The following is a 16387-nucleotide window of genomic DNA, read 5'->3' as shown; positions in this document are numbered from 1 at the left end:
GCGCGACGGCACCGAAGATCGCCGTCGCAAGATCGCGGCCGGGCCGCCCCGCACAGCGGGACGGCGCGGGTCTCGCGGCGTTCAGGCGGCGGCCGAAAGGCCTTCCTGCTCCAGCACGCGCTGCACGGCCGGACGGGCCTTCATGCGCTCGTAGTGGGCGGCCACGTTCTTGGGCAGCGGCATCTTCATGCGGGCGGCGGCCCAGAACGAGACGTAGAACAACGCCGCATCGGCCACCGAGAACTTGCCCGCCAGGTACTCCTTGCCCTCGAGCGCCTTGTCCATCAGCGCCAGGCCCTTCTCCATGATCTCCTTGCCGCGCGCCTTGACCTTGTCGTGGTCGGCTTCGGTGGGCGCAAAGTTGCCCGGACGGAACATGCGGCTGAAGCCCTGCATGTGCATGGTCGACACCGCGTAGTCCATCGCCTCCAGCGCCCGCGCTTCGTCATCGGCATCCGACGGCAGCAGGCCGGCTTCGGGATTCTTGCGGGCGAGCCACACGGCAATCGCGGGGAACTCGGTCAGCACCGAGCCGTCATCGCGCTGCAGGGTCGGCACCTTCGACTTCGGGTTGAGCGCCACGAAGTCGGGCCCGTACTGCTCCTGTTTGGCGCCGTCGACCTTGTGGGCATCGTAGGGCTTGCCGATTTCCTCGAGCAGGACGTGGATGCCGATCGAGCAGGCGCCGGGCATGTAATAGAGCTTCATGAGTCTCTCCCTAAAGAAGGTGTGTCGTGGGGACGGTCCACGCTAGCATCGCGTCCATAAGGGGGAAACGACAATGACAGGCAATGGACTTCGCGCGCTCGTCGGCACCGGTCCCACGAAGATCGGCACCTTCCTGTTCGAGTTCGCCACGCCGGGAATCGGCCAGATCCTGAAAGCCGCGGGCGCGGACTTCGCGGTGCTCGACATGGAGCATACCGGTTTCGGATTCGATACCGTGCGCCAGGTCGTGCGCTACATGCAGGCTGCAAACCTGCCGCTGGTCGTGCGCGTGCCCTCACAGTCACGTCATCACATCTCTCGCGCGCTCGACACCGGCGCCGACGGCGTAATGGTCCCCATCGTCTCGTCGGTCGAGCAGGCCAGGGCCGTGCTCGACGCCGCCAAGTACTGGCCCGACGGCACGCGTGGCGTGGCGCTGGGCCTCGCCCACGAGCGCTTCGCGCGGCGCTCCGAACCGCTGCTGCCGCGCTTTGCCGAACAGAACGCGCGCACCGCCATCATCCTGCAGATCGAGGATCCGCGCGGCGCCGCCGCGGCCGACGAGATCGCGTCCCTGCCGGGTGTCGACATGCTGTGGCTCGGTCACAACGACTTCAGCGTCGCCATGGGCGAGCCGGGCGCCTTCGACCACCCCGACTTCCTCAGCGCCGAGCGGGCGACGATCGCGGCGGCGAAGAAACACGGCAAGTCCGCCGGCCGCCTCGCCGTCGATGCCAGGCAGGCCGCGCAGTTCGTGAAACTCGGCTACGACTTCGTCTCGATCGCCGGCGACGTCTGGCTGTTGCAGCAGGCTTTTGCGGCGGGCGTCGAGACGATCCGCGGCTCGTCGTCCTGAAGTTCGAAAACAACTTCACCTCCTCCGTCAAACGAGGGAGGAAAGGCTTGTAGAGCGCTAGCTCGTAATCCTCACCGGCAGCGAGCGGATGCCGCGGATGAAGTTGGAGTAGAGGCGCACCGGCGGCGCGACGACCTCGATCTCGAGGTCGCGCTTGAGAAGCTCCTCCCAGAGTATCCGGATCTGCATCTCGGCCAGACGATCACCGACGCAGCGATGGATGCCGGCACCGAAGGCAAGATGCTGGCGCGCCTTCGGCCGGCCGACGACGAAGCGCTCCGGCTCGTCGATCGCCGCCTCGTCGCGATTGCCCGAGACGTACCACATCACCACCTTGTCGCCGGCCCGGATCTGCTTGCCGCCCAGTTCGCAATCCTGGCGCGCGGTGCGCCGCATGTGGATCACCGGCGTCGCCCAGCGGATCGTCTCCGACACCAGGCTCGGCATCAGGCCGGGGTCGGCGCGCACCTTGTCGACCTCGGCCGGATTGTCGAGCATCGCCATCAGGCCCGCGCTCATCGAGTTGCGCGTCGTGTCGTTGCCGCCGACGATCAGCAACGCGAAGTTTCCGATGAACTCGCGGGTCGGCATGTTCCGGGTGGCGTCGCTGTGCGCCATCATCGAGATCAGGTCGAAGGTCGGCGGCCGCGCCGCGCGCTCCTGCCAGAGCGCCGCCATGGTCTCAGCCATCTGCCGGAGTTCCGCCATCCGCGCCTCGTTGGTCTTCACGATCGCGTCCTCGGCCTCGATGTTGCAGATCGCCACGTCGGACCAGCGGGTCAGCTTGCGCCGATCCTCCTGGGGAAAGTCGAACAGGGTCGCCAGCATCATCGCGGTGAGCTCCGTCGACACCCGGTCGGCCCAGTCGAACGTCTCGCCCGTCGGCAGCCCGTCGAGTACCTGCCCGGTGCGCTGCCGGATCAGGCCTTCCATGTTGGCCAGGTTGGACGGGGCCACGATCGGCGCCACGGTCTTCCGCTGGGCCGTGTGGCGCGGCGGGTCCATGCGGATGAAGTTGGGCAGCTCCTCGCCCTGCGGCTGGTCGGTGATCTGGATCCCACCCAGCTCGGACGCCGACGAATAGGTCGCCGGGTCCAGCTCGACCTTCATGATCTCGGCATGACGTGTGACCGACCAGTAGGGCCCGAACGGGCTCTCGGCATGCCAGTGAACCGGGTCCTGCCGCCGCAGCCGGGCAAAATGCGGCCCCCAGCTGTCCTCACGATAGAGCCGGGGCTGGCTGACGTCGGCATGTTCTTCGACATGTTTTTGCATGGGTAGCCTCCCTGCCCCCAAGGCCGCCCCTCAGGCCGCTCCAAGTCAAGTGCTTTCGCCGCAACGGTGCCTTATTTGGCTCGTTGACAGCGCAAGGCGCTAAGCGCACACCCTCGCCGCGCCGCCGTCCGAGGCGGCGTTTGACATCATGGCACCAGCCGAAACCAGCCAATCCTCATCGCCCGAAGCCGCCACCGGTCACCAGCACGCTGCCCATCCCGTGGGTGCGGCCCTGGTCCTCGGGGCGCTCGGTGTCGTGTTCGGCGATATCGGCACCAGCCCGCTCTACGCGCTGCGCGAGACCTTCCTCCATGGCAGCGGAATGGCGCCGACGCGCGAGCATGTGCTGGGCGTGCTCTCGATGCTGTTCTGGGCGGTGACGCTGACCGTCACCATCAAATACGTCGTGCTGATCATGCGCGCCGACAACAAGGGCGAAGGCGGCGTCCTGGCGCTGGCGACGCTCGCGACCCGCGGGCTTAACGGCAAGGCAAAGAAGGTCCGCCGGTCGATCGTGGTGCTGGCGGTGATCGGGCTGGCCCTGTTCTACGGTGACGCGATCATCACACCCGCGGTCTCCGTGATGAGCGCCGTCGAGGGCCTGTCCGCGGCCGAGCCCGCCTTAACGCCCTATGTCCTGCCGCTGTCGCTGGTCATCCTCGTCGCCCTGTTCATGCTGCAGGCGCGCGGCACCGCCGATGTCGGCCGGTTGTTCGGACCGGTGATGCTGGTCTGGTTCCTGGTGCTGGGCGTGCTCGGCGCCTGGCAGGTGGTCAAGAACCCTTCCGTCCTGGCGGCCATCAATCCGATCCACGCCTACTATCTCGTCACCGACCAGGGCTTCGGCATTTTCTGGGCCTTCGGCTCGATCGTGCTGGCCGTCACCGGCGCCGAAGCCCTGTACGCCGACATGGGTCATTTTGGCCGCAAACCCATCCGCATCGGCTGGCTGGGTCTCGTCATGCCGGGCCTGCTGCTCAACTATTTCGGCCAGGGCGCGCTCATCATCGAGAATCCCACCGTCGTGCATCAGGTCTTCTTCGAACTGGTGCCGAAGGACTACATCATCGTTCTGGTGGTGCTCTCGACCTTCGCCGCCGTCATCGCCTCGCAGGCGGTCATCACCGGCGTGTTCTCGCTGACCCGGCAGGCCATTCAGCTCGGCTATCTCCCGCGCATGGAAATCCACCACACGTCCGAAACGGCAATCGGCCAGATCTACATCCCGCGCGTGAACTGGCTCCTGATGTCGGGTGTCGTGGCGCTGGTCGTCGGGTTCGGCTCGTCGGGCGCCCTGGCCGGCGCCTATGGCCTCGCCGTCACCGGCGCCATGCTGGTCGATGCGGCTCTGGCCATGGCGGTGGCGATCCTGGTGTGGCGCTGGTCGTGGCCCCTGGCGGCGGCGGTGTTCGGCTTCCTGGCCATCCCGGACCTCGCCTTCTTCATCGCCAACGCCCTCAAGATCCCCGACGGCGGCTGGCTGCCGCTGATCGTGGCCTTCCTGATCTACTTCACGATCATGACCTGGCGCCGCGGCCGCCGGCTGGTCGCGGCGGAGCTGAGCGAGGGCTCGCTGCCGCTCAAGCAGTTCCTCGAGCGCATGGAGCGCGCGCCGGATCGCGTGGCGGGCACCGCCGTCTTCCTGACCGCCGACGCCAGCCACACGCCGGCCGCGTTCCTGCACAATCTCAAGCACAACAAGGTCCTGCACGAGCGCATCATCATCCTGCAGGTCGACACGATGGACGTTCCCGTCGTTTCCGACGCCAGCCGGGTCGAGGTCGAGCGGCTGGGCAAGGGCTTCCATACGGTGATCGCGCATTACGGCTTCACCGAGCAGCCAGACATTCCCGAGGCGCTACGGGCCTGCCGTCCGCACGGCATCGCCTACGACGAGATGGAGACCTCGTTCTTCCTCGGCCGCGAGACCCTGGTGCCGTCGCAGCATTCCAGGCTCGGACGCTGGCGCCGCGACTGGTTCATTTCGCTCTCCCATTCGGCCTCGGCCACCAAGACCTTCTTCCGTATCCCGCCCAACCGCGCTATCGAACTCGGCAACCAGATCCAGATCTGAGGCCGCCCGCCATGTCGCGTTCTCCACTCGTGCTGCTGCCGGGCCTGCTCAACACGCGCCGCGTCTTCGCCCCCCAGGTCGAAGCGCTGGCGGACGTAGCCTCCTTCACCATCCCCGAGCTCTGGCACCATGACACGATCGCGGCGATGGCCGAGGCTGCGCTCGCCGAGGCCCCACCGACCTTCGCCCTGTGCGGCTTCTCGATGGGCGGCTACGTCGCCTTCGAGATTCTCCGTCGCGCGCCGGAGCGGGTCGAACGCATTGCCCTTATCGACACCCAGGCCGCCCCCGATTCGCCGGAAACGGCCGCACGGCGGCGCGGCTTCATCGAGCAGACGCGGATCGGCCGCTTCCACGGCATTCACCCGACCCTGCTGCCGCAACTCGTCCACCCGTCGAGGGTTGGCGACGCGAGCATCACGCAACCACTCTTCGACATGGCATGCGACATCGGCGGCGACGGCTTCGTGCGCCAGCAGCAGGCCATTCTGGGCCGCGCCGACAGCCGTCCGCTCCTGGTCGAGATCGAGATGCCGACGCTCGTGATCGTGGGCCGCCAGGATCGGGTCACGCCCCTGCCGCGCGCGCAGGAGATGGCCAGCGACATCGCCAACGCCCGCCTCGAGGTCATCGACGACTCCGGGCACATGACACCGCTGGAGAAACCGGCCGAAGTATCGGCCGCCCTGAGGAGATGGCTGACGCAATGAACACGATCTATGCCCGCGAGGACGATCTCGGCGCCGACGAATATATCGACGTGGTCGCCAAGTCCGGCCTGAACCGCCCGATCACCGACCGTCCCCGCATCGAACAGATGCTGAAGCAGGCCAACCTGATCCTGACCGCGCGTCAGGACGGCAAGCTGGTGGGCTTTGCCCGCTCGCTCACCGATTTCTGCTTCTGCTGCTATCTGTCGGACCTCGCGGTCGACAAGGCCTGCCAGGGCCAGGGCATCGGCCGTCGCCTGATCGAGATGACCCGCAGCGAAGCCGGTGGCCCGAACACGACCACCTTGCTGCTCTCCGCGCCGACGGCGATGACCTTTTACGAAGGCATCAAGATGCCCAAGGCCGACAACTGCTTCCTCTATCGCCGGCAGGCTTGACCGACATCAAGGGGCGGAACGCCGAATGGTTCTAGGTCTCCACGCAGCAATTGATGCGTGGAGTAAGGAATGCCCCAGTCTCGCCGCCGCTGGCCGATCCTGGTCGCGCTGCTCGTCGTGGCGCTGGCCGCCGGCGGTGGTGCCGCCTACCGCTTCTGGCCGCGGGCCCAACCGACGTTCCTCACCCTGTACGGCAACGTCGACATCCGCCAGGTCGACCTCGCCTTCAACGCCACCGGCCGCCTCCAGGAACTGCGCAAGGAGGAAGGCGACGCGGTGAAGGAACGCGAGACAGTGGCGGTGATGGAGGCCGACACCTATCGCGACGCCGCTTCCCTCGCCCGGGCCCGGGTCGAGGCGCAGCGCGCGGCCGTGGAACGGCTGGAGACCGGCAGCCGCCCCGAGGAAATCGCCCGCGACCGCGCCCAGGTCGATGCCAACAGGGCCGCCGTCGTGGACGCGGAACTCCTGCTCACGCGCCGGACGGAACTGCTGGCCGGCGGCAACGTCTCGCGGCAGCTCTATGACGAGGCGAAGAACGGCTACGATTCGGCACGGGCCCGTCTCGACATTTCCCAGCAGGCCTCGCGGCTCACCGAGATCGGCCCCCGCCGGGAGGATATCGACCAGGCAAAGGCCCTGTTGCGTTCGGAAGAATCGCTTCTTTCGCTGGCGGAGCGGCGGCTTGCCGACACGGTGCTGAAGTCGCCGGCCGAGGGAATCGTGCTCAGCCGCATCGTCGAGCCGGGCGCGATGGTCAGCCCCGCCAATCCGATCTTTACCCTATCGCTCACCGACAAGGTCTGGGTCCGCACCTATGTCTCCGAGCCCGACCTCGGTCGCATCCGCCCCGGGATGGCGGTGACCGTCGTCACCGACACCGACCCGACCCGACCCTACGAGGGCTGGATCGGCTTCATCTCTCCGACCGCGGAGTTCACGCCGAAGACCGTCGAGACCACCGAACTGCGCACCCAGCTCGTCTATCGCCTGCGCGTGTTCATCAAGAATCCCGACGATCGCCTGCGCCAGGGCATGCCGGTCACGGTCCGCGTCCCGCTCGGCGCCAGCTAGGCTGGCCATGCCCGCAAGCGTCACCCTCACCGGCCTCGGCAAGAGTTTCGGGACGACGGCCGCGCTCTCGGGTGTGACGGCGTCCGTCAGTGCCGGCCAGATCACCGGTCTCGTCGGCCCGGATGGTGCGGGGAAGACCACGTTGCTGCGCCTGATCGCCGGCCTGCTCACGCCGGACACGGGAACGCTGGAGGTCCTGGGCCACGCGGCCACGGACCGGGACGCGGTGCGCGGCGACATCGGCTACATGCCGCAACGCTTCGGGCTCTACGAGGATCTGACGGTCCAGGAGAATCTCGACCTCCAGGCCGATCTCCACGAGCTGCACAAGGCAGCGCGCGGCGAACGCTTCGCGACGCTGCTGCAGTTCACGGGCCTTGCGCCCTTCACCCGCCGGCTGGCCGGGCAGCTCTCGGGCGGCATGAAGCAGAAGCTCGGGCTCGCCTGTGCCCTGCTGCCGCGACCGAAGCTGTTGCTGCTCGACGAGCCGAGCGCCGGCGTCGATCCCGCCTCCCGACGCGAACTCTGGCGCATCGTGCGGACGATGGCGGGAACAGGTGTCGCCATCGTCTGGAGCACCGCCTATCTCGACGAGGCCGAACGGTGCGACAGCTTCCTTCTGCTCGATGGTGGCCGACTTCTTGCCTCCGGCAATCCTGCCGACTTCACGCGCCGGCTGGAGGGGCGCACTTTCCTGATCGACCTGCCCGAGGGGCAGCGGCATCGGATTCAGCGTGAAGCCGCCTCGCTGCCCGCCGTCGCGGACGCCACCATCCAGGGCCGCAGCCTGCGGCTCGTCCTCAAGGAAGGGCGGGTCCTCCCCGACGTCGCGGCACTCGCCGGCGCCAGCGCGACCGCACGTCCGACGCGGCCCCGCTTCGAGGACGCGTTCGTGAGCCTGCTCCTGGCCGATCGGCCGCCCTTCGCAGCGCCGGCGATGCAGGCGAGCTCAGCCCTTTCCAGCGACGGCATCGCGATCGAGGCCCGCGACCTCACGCGCGACTTCGGAAAATTCCGCGCGGTCGACAAGGTGAGCTTCACCGTCAAGCCCGGCGAGATCTTCGGGTTGCTGGGCCCCAACGGTGCGGGCAAGTCCACGACCTTTCGCATGCTCTGCGGCCTGCTCGCGCCAAGCGCCGGTTCGGCGCATGTCGCCGGCGTCGATCTCGGGCGCGCCCGCGCCACGGCACGCGAACGCATCGGCTACATGTCCCAGAAATTCTCGCTCTACGGCACCCTGTCGGTTCGCGACAATCTCGACTTCTTCAGCGGCGTCTACGGCCTGGCCGGCCGTCGTCGGTCGAGCCGCATCGCCTGGGCGATCGAGAGCTTCGACCTCGAGGCCGTCGCCGACCTGGAGGCAGGGAGCTTGCCGCTCGGCTTCAAGCAGCGCCTGGCGCTCGGATGCGCGCTCATGCACGAACCGCAGGTCCTGTTCCTCGACGAGCCCACCTCGGGTGTCGATCCGCTGATGCGGCGGGAATTCTGGTCGCGCATCGGCGCGCTGGCAGAGGGCGGCGTCACGGTGCTGGTGACCTCGCACTTCATGGAGGAAGCCGAATACTGCGACCGGCTGGGCATCGTCTATGCCGGAAGGATGATCGCCTCCGGCAGTCCGGATGCCATGAAGCAGCGGTTCGTCACGGCGGATCTGCCGGAGCCGACGCTCGAAGACGCGTTCGTAGGCTTGATCCGCGAGCATGACATGGAACCGCAAGGCGCGGCAGCCGCATGACATCGCCCCGAGCCTTCTTCGGTCGCTTCGGCGGGCTGCTGCACAAGGAGTTCGTGCAGATCGTCCGCGACCCCTCGTCGATCGCGATCGCGCTCGTGATGCCCGTGGTCCTGCTCCTGCTGATCGGCTTCGGCATCTCTCTCGACGCCCGCAATGTGCGCTTCGGCATCGTCGACGAGAACCGCAGCATCGAGTCGGCCGGCCTCTTCCAGGCCTTCGCTAACACGCCCTACTTCCGTCCGTTTTCCTTCCTGACGTCGAAGGCGGCCGAAGCCGCCCTGATGCGCGGTGACATCGAAGGCTTCGTGGTGCTGCGCAGCGACTTCTCCCGGCGCGTGGCCGATCCGATCCGCGCGGCCGACATCGCCATCGTGGTCAACGGCGTCGATGCCAACAATGCCCGCATCGTCACCGGCTATGCCCAGGGTGTCGTCGCGACGTGGCTGCTGGGCCATCGGCGCGATCGCGCCCAGCCGGCTGTGTCGCCCGTCACGATCGAGAACCGCTACTGGTTCAATCCCGAGATCCGCAGCACCAACTTCATCGTGCCCGGCCTCATCGCGATGGTCATGACCATGATCGGCGCCCTGCTGACGGCCCTTGTGGTCGCCCGCGAATGGGAGCGCGGCACCATGGAGGCCATGCTCGCCTCCCCGGCCAGCATGACCGAGATCCTGCTCGGCAAGCTGGTCGCCTACTTCGTGCTGGGACTGGGTGGCCTCGCAGTCTCCGTGTTCATCGGCCTGGTCGTCTTCGAGGTGCCGTTCCGGGGCTCGGCCGAGGTGCTGATTGCCATTTCCTCGGTGTTCCTCATCGTCTCCCTGGCGATGGGCCTGCTGATCTCGACGGTCGCGCGCAGCCAGTTCGTCGCCGCCCAGCTCGCCTTCCTCGTCACCTTCATGCCGGCGCTGATCCTGTCGGGCCTCATGTTCGACATCGAGAGCATGCCGCGCTGGGTACAGGCCGTGACGACGGTCTTTCCGGCCCGCTACTTCGTGTCGAGCCTGCAGACGCTGTTCCTCGCGGGCACGGTCTGGCCGGTGCTGCTGCCCAACCTCGCCATGCTGGTGGGCTTCGCCGTCCTGTTTCTCGCGCTGGCCATCGCCCGCACCCGCCGCAGTCTGGAGTAACGACCATGTGGCGCCGCATCGCCGCGCTGATCCTCAAGGAATTCAAGATGCTGTGGAAGGACCGCAAGAGCCGCATGGTGCTCGTGGTCCCGCCGCTGGTGCAGCTCATTCTGTTCGCCAGCGCCGCCACCTTCGAGGTCACGGATGCCGCGCTCGGCCTCTGGATCGAGGACCGGGCGTCTCCGGCGCAGGAACTGGTCAGCCGCTTCGAGGCTTCGCCCGCCTTCCACGTCGTCGCGCGTTTCGACAATCCGCAGGCCGTCCAGCACGCACTCGACTCGCAGAAAGTGAAGGCGGTGCTCCATGTCGGACAGACCTTCTCGGCGGATGTCGCGGCCGGCCGCCCCGCCCGCGTCCAGCTGCTGCTCGACGGCCGCAAGTCGAACGCCGCCCTCATCCTGCAGAGCTACGCGCTGGGAATCGTCGAAAGCTACAATCTCGCGCGAGCGGGCCAGGCCATCGCCGAGCTGAACATCCAGTCGCGCGCCTGGTTCAATCCCAACTTCGACAGCCGCTGGTTCATCCTGCCGGGACTGACGGTGCTGCTCACCATCGTGGCGATCCTGCTCGTCACCGCCCTCTCGGTCGCCCGCGAACGCGAGCTCGGCACGTTCGAGCAGCTTCTCGTGACGCCGTTGCGCCCGATGGAGATCCTGGTGGGAAAGACCGTGCCGGCGCTTTGCATCGGTTTCGTCGAGGCGAACGTCATCGCCGCGTTGGCCTGTTTCGCCTATGGCGTGCCGTTCGTCGGCAGCGCCGCCCTGTTCAACGTCGCCATCGCGGTCTTCGTGCTGTCGGCGGTGGGCATCGGCCTGGTCATCTCATCGATCGCAAAGACGCAGCAGCAGGCGATCCTGGGGGTCTTCCTCTTCCTGTCGCCCGCCGCGGTGCTGTCTGGCTTCACGACCCCGATCGCCAACATGCCCGACTGGGCCCAGGCCCTCACCCACCTCAACCCGATCCGCTACATGGTGACCCTGAGCCGCGGCATCTTCCTGCAGGATCTCTCCTGGGCGCTCGCCTGGCCGCAGCTCTGGCCGATGGCGCTGATCGGCTGCGTCACGCTGGGCTACGCGACCTGGCTGTTCTCGCGCCGCCTCGAGTAGGCGGCGCGCTTCGTCGCTCAGCCGCCGCGTTGCGCCTGGATCGCCCTCTGCAGTTCGCGTTCGAAGCCCTTGAGCGACTGCACGAAAGGTCCCGCCATCGTGCCCTGCAACTGGAGCTGGACCTGGATCTGCGAGCCCGTGCGCAGCTGCTGCAGCAGCTCGGCAGACTTCGCGTCGTCGAACTGGCAGATGCCCTGTCCACAGATGCTGGTCGAGATGAAGGGGTTGGAATCGACCTGGATGCTGGCCTGCACGCCCTGGCCGTCGCCGACCACCGAGATCTTGTTGTAGGCCGCCGAGTAGCGCATCACGAGGAACTGGCCGAGCAGGCTGTTGCCGTCGATCGTCGCCTGCGCGCCGCAATCCTTGCCGCCCTCCGAGGAGCAGTACATCACCCACTTGTCGGGCGGCTGGTCCTGCGCGGAAGCCGGCGGCGAAAGGGTCACGGCGGCGGCCGCAACGCCCGCGGCCACGAATACGGATCGCATCATCTTTCGCCCTGCTCCCGGGTTTGCCAACTATCCAAGGGCCACCTATGTAGCCGCCCGAGCCCACGCTGACAAAGGAACCCTTCGCATGTCCGAGAGCCTGAAACTCGTCGCTTTCTGCGGCAGCCTGCGCAAGGCATCGTTCAACCGCCTGTCGCTGCACGCCTTCGTCGAGCGGCTCCCGGCCGGCGTCACCTGCGACACGATCGAGATCGGCGACTGGCCGCTCTACGACGCCGACCTTCAGGCCAAGGGCTTCCCCGACAAGGTGCAGGCCGCGCAGAAGGCCATGCTCGAGGCCGACGGCATCGTCCTCGTCAGCCCGGAATACAATTACGGCATCTCGGGCGTTTTGAAGAACGCCATCGACTGGCTGTCGCGCATGACCCCGCAGCCCTTCGCGGCCAAGCCGGTCGCCCTGTTCGGCGCCTCGATGGGCGTCCTCGGCACGGCGCGCGCGCAGTACCAGCTTCGCCAGACGCTGGTGTTCCTCGACGGCCGGCCGGTGAACAAGCCCGAGGTCATGATCGCCCAGGCGCAAAACAAGTTTGCCGACGGCAAGCTCACCGACGAGATGACGGGCAAGCTGCTCGGCGATCTCGGCGCCGCGCTGGCGCTCGCCTGCCGCCAGGCCAAGGCGGCCGCGTCCGTCAAATAGGACGATGACGCAGAACATCTACGACACCGCCGAGTTCTTCGCGGGCTACAGCCGCCTTCCGCGCTCGGTGGAAGGACTGGCGGCCGCGCCGGAATGGCCGACCCTGCAGTCGATGCTTCCCGACCTGCAGGGGCTGCGGGTCGCGGATCTGGGCTGCGGCTTCGGCTGGTTCTGCCGCTGGGCCCGCGAGGCGGGGGCGGCCTCCGTCCAAGGCCTCGACGTGTCGGAGAACATGCTGGCGCGGGCGCGCGAGACCACGGCCGATTCCGCCATCCGCTACGAACGCGCCGACCTCGAATCACTCGCGCTGGCCAAGGGCGCTTTAGATCTCGTCTACAGCTCGCTGACGCTGCACTACATCGCGAACCTGCGCGGCCTGTTCGAGGAGGTGCATCGCAGCCTCGTGCCCGGCAGCCGCTTCGTCTTCTCGGTCGAGCACCCGATGTACACCGCGCCGGCCAAGCCCGGCTGGACGCACGATCCCGACGGCCGCCTCGCCTGGCCGGTGAACCGCTACGCCCAGGAAGGCGCGCGCTCGACCGACTGGCTGGCCAAGGGCGTGATCAAGCAGCACCGTACCCTCGCCAGTTACGTCAACCTGCTGATCGAGAGCGGCTTCACCCTCGCGCGACTGGAAGAATGGTCCGCGAGCTCTGACGACGTTGCCGCCCATCCCGACTGGGCGGGTGCCGACGAGCGGCCTTCGTTCCTGCTTATCGCCGCGCATTGGTGAGTATGCGATCCTTCGGTCCAGGCCGAAGGAATGTTCGTCGCATCCGTGGTAGCAAGCCGGGCCATGGCGTCGAGACTGCCCCTCCTCATCCTGCTGATCGCCGTCACGTGCCTCAGCCAGTTCTATCGCGTGTCGAACAGCGTGATCGCGCCGGAGCTCGTGCGCGATCTCGATCTCAGCGCGCGCCAGCTCGGCTGGGCGGGCAGCGCCTTCTTCTTCGCCTTGTTCGCGGTGCAGATCCCGGTCGGCCTCTGGTTCGACCGGTTCGGCGCGCGCCGCACCGTGGCCGCGCTTTCCCTGCTCGCCATGCTGGGCTCGCTGTGGATCGCCCGTGCCACGGACGCCGCCGACCTGATCGCCGGCCGCACCATCGTCGGTGTGGGCTGCGCCGCTTCGTTCATGTCGGTGGTGTTCCTGTGCTCGCGCTGGTTCGAGCCGGCCAAGCTCGCCACACGACTCTCCTGGGTGTTCGCGGCCTCCAACATCGGCACCCTGGCGGCGGCCACGCCGCTCGCCTGGATCGCGGCCACGGTCGGCTGGCGCAGCGGCTTCCTGGGCCTCGCCGTCGTCACGCTGCTGGTCGCCGTGGGTTTCCTGGTCTTCGTGCAAGACCGGCCGCCGGAATATCGCGGCCCCGAGCCCGCACGCGAATCACCAGGTCAGATCCTGCGCGGGTTGTGGGAAGTCTGGCGGACGCCGGGCCTTGGCCCGGTGCTCTCCATGCACTTCTTTGCCTACGCGACGATGCTGACGGTGCTGGGCGTGTGGGGCGGCCCCTATCTCTACGATGTGCATAAGCTCGATGGCGTGACCCGCGGCAACGTGCTGCTCGCCATGGGCGTGGCGCAGCTCCTCGGCATCCTAGCCTATGGGCCGATGGATCGCGTGCTGCGTTCGCGCAAGCGGGTGGTGTTCGGCGGGGCGGCGATCTCCATGGTGCTGCTGGCGATCCTGGCGGCGCTGCCCCATCCGCCGCTCTGGCTCGCGGTCTCGCTGCTGATCGCCTTCTGCTTCTTCTGCGCCTACGGCACCGTGATCGTGGCGCAGGGCCGCACGCTGTTTCCCGACCGGCTGGCGGGGCGGGGCGTCACCACCGTGAACATGGCCCAATGCCTTGGGCTCGCCGTGCTGCCGGCCACCGCCGGCTACATCGTCGAAGCCTTCGGCGCCGGAGACACGGCCTATCGCTGGGTGTTCGGCATGCTCGCCGCCGGACTCGTCGTAGGCTCGTTCGCCTATGTGCGGGCGCGCGACAGCTTCACGCCATGAGGCGGCCTACTTCGTCGCTTCCTTGAGATAGGCGACGAGGTCGGCGAGCTGGCCAGCGTTCTTCACGCCGTTGTAGAGCATCTTGGTGCCGGGCACCTTGCCCTTGGGATCGCGATTGTATTCGGCGAGCGTCGCCTCGTCCCAGACGATGCCCGAGTTCTTCATCGCATCGGAATAGGCATAGCCCGCGTTCGTGCCGGCCTTGCGGCCGAACAGCCCGTGCAGGTTGGGCCCCGTCACCTGCGCGCCGTCCTTCTCCACCGTGTGGCAGGACTTGCACTGGGTATTGAAGATGCGCTGGCCCTTCGCGGCCTCACCCGATTGCGCCGCGGCGGGGCCGGCCGCGGTCGCCGTTGCGGCGACGATCACAGCGGCGGCAGTGATCCAGTTCTTCATCACGCTACTCCTGATGCTTCCGGCGGAAGATGCCCTATATCGGTGCGATGCAGCAAAGCCTGTTCGACGCAAATGGCGGAAAGGAGGCGCTGGCGCCCGGCGCCGCGGTGTTGCGCGGATTCGCACGAAAGCGTGATCGCGCGCTGCTCGCGGCGATCGAGGCGATCGCGGCCCAGGCACCCTTCCGGCGCATGGTGACGCCCGGCGGATTCGAGATGTCGGTGGCGATGACCAATTGCGGCGGCGCGGGCTGGGTCACGGATCGAACGGGCTACCGCTATCAGGCGCACAACCCGCAAAGCGGCGTCCCATGGCCCGCGATGCCGCCCGGGTTTCTGGCGCTCGCCGACGAAGCCGCGACCGAAGCCGGCTTCGCAAGCTTCGTTCCCGACGCCTGCCTGATCAACCGCTACGAGCCCGGCACGAAGCTATCGCTGCATCAGGACAAGGACGAAGCCGATTACAATCATCCCATCGTGTCGGTGTCGCTCGGTCTGCCCGCCACGTTCCAGTTCGGAGGCCCCAGGCGCGGCGATCCCGTGCGGAAGATCGCGCTGGAACATGGCGACGTGGTCGTCTGGGGCGGCCCGTCACGGCTCTTCCATCACGGCGTGCTGACATTGAAAAGCGGCGAGCATCCGCTGACCGGACGCCGCCGCTTCAATCTCACGCTTCGCAAAGCGCTTTAGAAAGCGCTCGACCAAGTCACCGACCTCACCCTTCGAGACGCACCGCTTCGCGGTGCTTCTCAGGGTGAGGAGTTTTTATACTGCCGGACACTTACTCCGGCTTGATGTTCTGTTCCTTGATCAGCGTCGTCCAGCGCTTCTCTTCCTTCGCGAGGAAGGTCTTGAACTCGGCCGGTGTCGAGGCGCGGATCTCCACGCCCTGCGGCTTGAAGCGCTCGATCATCTCGGGCTCCACCGCGATCTTGGCGATCGCCTTCTGCAGCTTGTCGACAATCGCCTTGGGCGTGCCGGCGGGCACCACCATGCCCTGCCAGAACACCGCCTCGAAGTCGGGCAGGCCGGCCGCCTCGACGACGGTGGGAATGTCGGGAAAGGCGGGAGAGCGCTTGAGGCTCGAGATGGCGATGGCCCGGGTGCGGCCCGTCGCCAGCACCGGCTTTGCTTCGAGCGCGGCCGAGAACATCATCTGGGCCTGGCCCGAGGCCACGTCCTGGCCGGCCTGCGCACCACCCTTGTAGGGGACGTGCGTGATGTTGAGGCCGGCCTGCGCCTTCAGCAGTTCGGCCGCGAGATGGTTGGTCGCGCCGATGCCCGAGCTCGCGATGTTGAACTTGCCGGGGTTGGCTTTCACGTAGGCGATCAGCTCGGCCATGTTCTTGGCGGGGAAGTCCGCGTTCACGTGCAGGATGAAGGGCGTGAACGACATCAGCGACACGAGCTCGAAGCTCTTGTTGGGGTCGTACTGGACCTGACCCGTAAGCGTCGGGTTGATGATCAGCGAGGTGCCGGCGGCATAGATCGTGTAGCCGTCGGGGGCCGCCTTGGCGACGAAGTTGGACGCCACGGTGGTGGCAGCACCCGCGCGGTTGTCGACGATCACCGGCTTGCCGAGTTCGGTCGAGAGCTTCTCGGCATAGACACGGGCCACCGCGTCGTTCACGCCGCCCGGCGGATAGGGCACGACCATCGAGATCGGCTTGGTCGGCCAATCGGCTTGCGCGGAAACGGCAAAGGGCAGCAGCAGCGCGGCCAAGGCCGACGCCACGAATACGGAACGCTTCATTTTTTCCTCCCAGGATTCTCTGTCT

General features: G+C 67.2%; 17 protein-coding genes. 12 read left to right on the top strand and 5 right to left on the bottom strand.

From position 1 onward, the window contains the following. Positions 1-81: 81 nt before the first annotated feature. The gene (locus ACQY78_RS21580) at positions 82-708 is read right to left on the bottom strand and encodes a glutathione S-transferase family protein (protein ID WP_428678515.1); all 627 of its coding nucleotides are present in this window, start codon (positions 706-708) and stop codon (positions 82-84) included. 73 nt (positions 709-781) lie between these two features. On the opposite strand from ACQY78_RS21580, the gene ACQY78_RS21575 reads away from it, so the two are divergent. Further along, positions 782-1564: an HpcH/HpaI aldolase family protein gene (locus tag ACQY78_RS21575; RefSeq protein ID WP_428678513.1), complete on the top strand. Its 783-nt coding sequence runs from the start codon at positions 782-784 to the stop codon at positions 1562-1564. A 57-nt stretch (positions 1565-1621) separates the two neighbouring features. Here the strand turns inward: ACQY78_RS21575 and ACQY78_RS21570 are convergent, their stop codons facing one another. Further along, on the bottom strand, positions 1622-2839 hold the full coding sequence (locus tag ACQY78_RS21570) for a cytochrome P450 (RefSeq protein ID WP_428678510.1): 1218 nt from the start codon (positions 2837-2839) through the stop codon (positions 1622-1624). A 148-nt stretch (positions 2840-2987) separates the two neighbouring features. Here ACQY78_RS21570 and ACQY78_RS21565 point away from each other — a divergent pair, with 148 nt between their 5' ends. The 7 genes from ACQY78_RS21565 (at position 2988) to ACQY78_RS21535 (ending at position 11066) form a co-directional block, all read left to right on the top strand. Next, a complete protein-coding gene (locus ACQY78_RS21565; protein WP_428678508.1) occupies positions 2988-4913 on the top strand; it encodes a potassium transporter Kup in 1926 nt (641 codons plus the stop codon). Positions 4914-4924: 11 nt separating this feature from the next. After that, entirely contained in the window at positions 4925-5623 is a 699-nt protein-coding gene (locus ACQY78_RS21560; protein ID WP_428678506.1) for an alpha/beta fold hydrolase, read from the top strand. Continuing rightward, complete coding sequence (locus ACQY78_RS21555; RefSeq protein WP_428678504.1) at positions 5620-6021, top strand: GNAT family N-acetyltransferase; 402 nt, start codon at positions 5620-5622, stop codon at positions 6019-6021. The genes ACQY78_RS21560 and ACQY78_RS21555 overlap by 4 nt, the downstream gene beginning before the upstream one ends. 69 nt (positions 6022-6090) lie before the next feature. Next, positions 6091-7095, top strand: a complete 1005-nt coding sequence (locus ACQY78_RS21550; protein ID WP_428678501.1) for an efflux RND transporter periplasmic adaptor subunit — start codon at positions 6091-6093, stop codon at positions 7093-7095. A 7-nt stretch (positions 7096-7102) separates the two neighbouring features. Next, positions 7103-8830: an ATP-binding cassette domain-containing protein gene (locus ACQY78_RS21545; protein WP_428678499.1), complete on the top strand. Its 1728-nt coding sequence runs from the start codon at positions 7103-7105 to the stop codon at positions 8828-8830. Next, the gene (locus ACQY78_RS21540; RefSeq protein WP_428678497.1) at positions 8827-9960 is read left to right on the top strand and encodes an ABC transporter permease; all 1134 of its coding nucleotides are present in this window, start codon (positions 8827-8829) and stop codon (positions 9958-9960) included. The genes ACQY78_RS21545 and ACQY78_RS21540 overlap by 4 nt, the downstream gene beginning before the upstream one ends. Before the next feature lie 5 nt (positions 9961-9965). After that, positions 9966-11066, top strand: coding sequence for an ABC transporter permease (locus ACQY78_RS21535; RefSeq protein ID WP_428678495.1), 1101 nt, complete (start codon positions 9966-9968; stop codon positions 11064-11066). Positions 11067-11083: 17 nt separating this feature from the next. Here ACQY78_RS21535 and ACQY78_RS21530 read toward each other — a convergent pair whose 3' ends face one another. Further along, positions 11084-11557 (bottom strand): hypothetical protein, encoded by a 474-nt coding sequence (locus ACQY78_RS21530; RefSeq protein WP_428678492.1) that lies wholly within the window; start codon positions 11555-11557, stop codon positions 11084-11086. A gap of 85 nt (positions 11558-11642) precedes the next feature. On the opposite strand from ACQY78_RS21530, the gene ACQY78_RS21525 reads away from it, so the two are divergent. From ACQY78_RS21525 to ACQY78_RS21515, 3 genes are all read left to right on the top strand, one after another. Next, the gene (locus tag ACQY78_RS21525; RefSeq protein WP_428678489.1) at positions 11643-12212 is read left to right on the top strand and encodes an NADPH-dependent FMN reductase; all 570 of its coding nucleotides are present in this window, start codon (positions 11643-11645) and stop codon (positions 12210-12212) included. A gap of 4 nt (positions 12213-12216) precedes the next feature. Further along, the gene (locus ACQY78_RS21520; protein WP_428678487.1) at positions 12217-12945 is read left to right on the top strand and encodes a class I SAM-dependent methyltransferase; all 729 of its coding nucleotides are present in this window, start codon (positions 12217-12219) and stop codon (positions 12943-12945) included. A 63-nt stretch (positions 12946-13008) separates the two neighbouring features. Then, positions 13009-14214 carry an MFS transporter gene (locus ACQY78_RS21515; protein ID WP_428678484.1) on the top strand — a complete coding sequence of 402 codons (1206 nt, stop codon included), beginning with the start codon at positions 13009-13011 and terminating at the stop codon, positions 14212-14214. A 6-nt stretch (positions 14215-14220) separates the two neighbouring features. On the opposite strand, the gene ACQY78_RS21510 is transcribed toward ACQY78_RS21515, so the two are convergent. Next, positions 14221-14610, bottom strand: a complete 390-nt coding sequence (locus tag ACQY78_RS21510) for a c-type cytochrome (protein WP_428678482.1) — start codon at positions 14608-14610, stop codon at positions 14221-14223. A 47-nt stretch (positions 14611-14657) separates the two neighbouring features. On the opposite strand from ACQY78_RS21510, the gene alkB reads away from it, so the two are divergent. After that, a complete protein-coding gene (alkB, locus tag ACQY78_RS21505) occupies positions 14658-15299 on the top strand; it encodes a DNA oxidative demethylase AlkB (protein ID WP_428686458.1) in 642 nt (213 codons plus the stop codon). A gap of 91 nt (positions 15300-15390) precedes the next feature. Here alkB and ACQY78_RS21500 read toward each other — a convergent pair whose 3' ends face one another. Then, complete coding sequence (locus ACQY78_RS21500; RefSeq protein WP_428678479.1) at positions 15391-16362, bottom strand: Bug family tripartite tricarboxylate transporter substrate binding protein; 972 nt, start codon at positions 16360-16362, stop codon at positions 15391-15393. Positions 16363-16387: the final 25 nt, after the last annotated feature.

The sequence above is a fragment of the Reyranella sp. genome, from assembly GCF_965279625.1.
Taxonomy (GTDB): domain Bacteria; phylum Pseudomonadota; class Alphaproteobacteria; order Reyranellales; family Reyranellaceae; genus Reyranella.
The sequence above is the reverse complement of the archived record's forward strand: the minus strand, read 5'-3'. Positions and strand labels throughout refer to the sequence as shown.

Coding starts and splice junctions, on each gene's coding strand:
- ACQY78_RS21580 (WP_428678515.1), bottom strand. CDS start 708: ATGAAGCTCTATTACATGCCCGGCGCCTGCTCGATCGGCATCCACGTC.
- ACQY78_RS21575 (WP_428678513.1), top strand. CDS start 782: ATGACAGGCAATGGACTTCGCGCGCTCGTCGGCACCGGTCCCACGAAG.
- ACQY78_RS21570 (WP_428678510.1), bottom strand. CDS start 2,839: ATGCAAAAACATGTCGAAGAACATGCCGACGTCAGCCAGCCCCGGCTC.
- ACQY78_RS21565 (WP_428678508.1), top strand. CDS start 2,988: ATGGCACCAGCCGAAACCAGCCAATCCTCATCGCCCGAAGCCGCCACC.
- ACQY78_RS21560 (WP_428678506.1), top strand. CDS start 4,925: ATGTCGCGTTCTCCACTCGTGCTGCTGCCGGGCCTGCTCAACACGCGC.
- ACQY78_RS21555 (WP_428678504.1), top strand. CDS start 5,620: ATGAACACGATCTATGCCCGCGAGGACGATCTCGGCGCCGACGAATAT.
- ACQY78_RS21550 (WP_428678501.1), top strand. CDS start 6,091: ATGCCCCAGTCTCGCCGCCGCTGGCCGATCCTGGTCGCGCTGCTCGTC.
- ACQY78_RS21545 (WP_428678499.1), top strand. CDS start 7,103: ATGCCCGCAAGCGTCACCCTCACCGGCCTCGGCAAGAGTTTCGGGACG.
- ACQY78_RS21540 (WP_428678497.1), top strand. CDS start 8,827: ATGACATCGCCCCGAGCCTTCTTCGGTCGCTTCGGCGGGCTGCTGCAC.
- ACQY78_RS21535 (WP_428678495.1), top strand. CDS start 9,966: ATGTGGCGCCGCATCGCCGCGCTGATCCTCAAGGAATTCAAGATGCTG.
- ACQY78_RS21530 (WP_428678492.1), bottom strand. CDS start 11,557: ATGATGCGATCCGTATTCGTGGCCGCGGGCGTTGCGGCCGCCGCCGTG.
- ACQY78_RS21525 (WP_428678489.1), top strand. CDS start 11,643: ATGTCCGAGAGCCTGAAACTCGTCGCTTTCTGCGGCAGCCTGCGCAAG.
- ACQY78_RS21520 (WP_428678487.1), top strand. CDS start 12,217: ATGACGCAGAACATCTACGACACCGCCGAGTTCTTCGCGGGCTACAGC.
- ACQY78_RS21515 (WP_428678484.1), top strand. CDS start 13,009: ATGGCGTCGAGACTGCCCCTCCTCATCCTGCTGATCGCCGTCACGTGC.
- ACQY78_RS21510 (WP_428678482.1), bottom strand. CDS start 14,610: ATGAAGAACTGGATCACTGCCGCCGCTGTGATCGTCGCCGCAACGGCG.
- alkB (WP_428686458.1), top strand. CDS start 14,658: ATGCAGCAAAGCCTGTTCGACGCAAATGGCGGAAAGGAGGCGCTGGCG.
- ACQY78_RS21500 (WP_428678479.1), bottom strand. CDS start 16,362: ATGAAGCGTTCCGTATTCGTGGCGTCGGCCTTGGCCGCGCTGCTGCTG.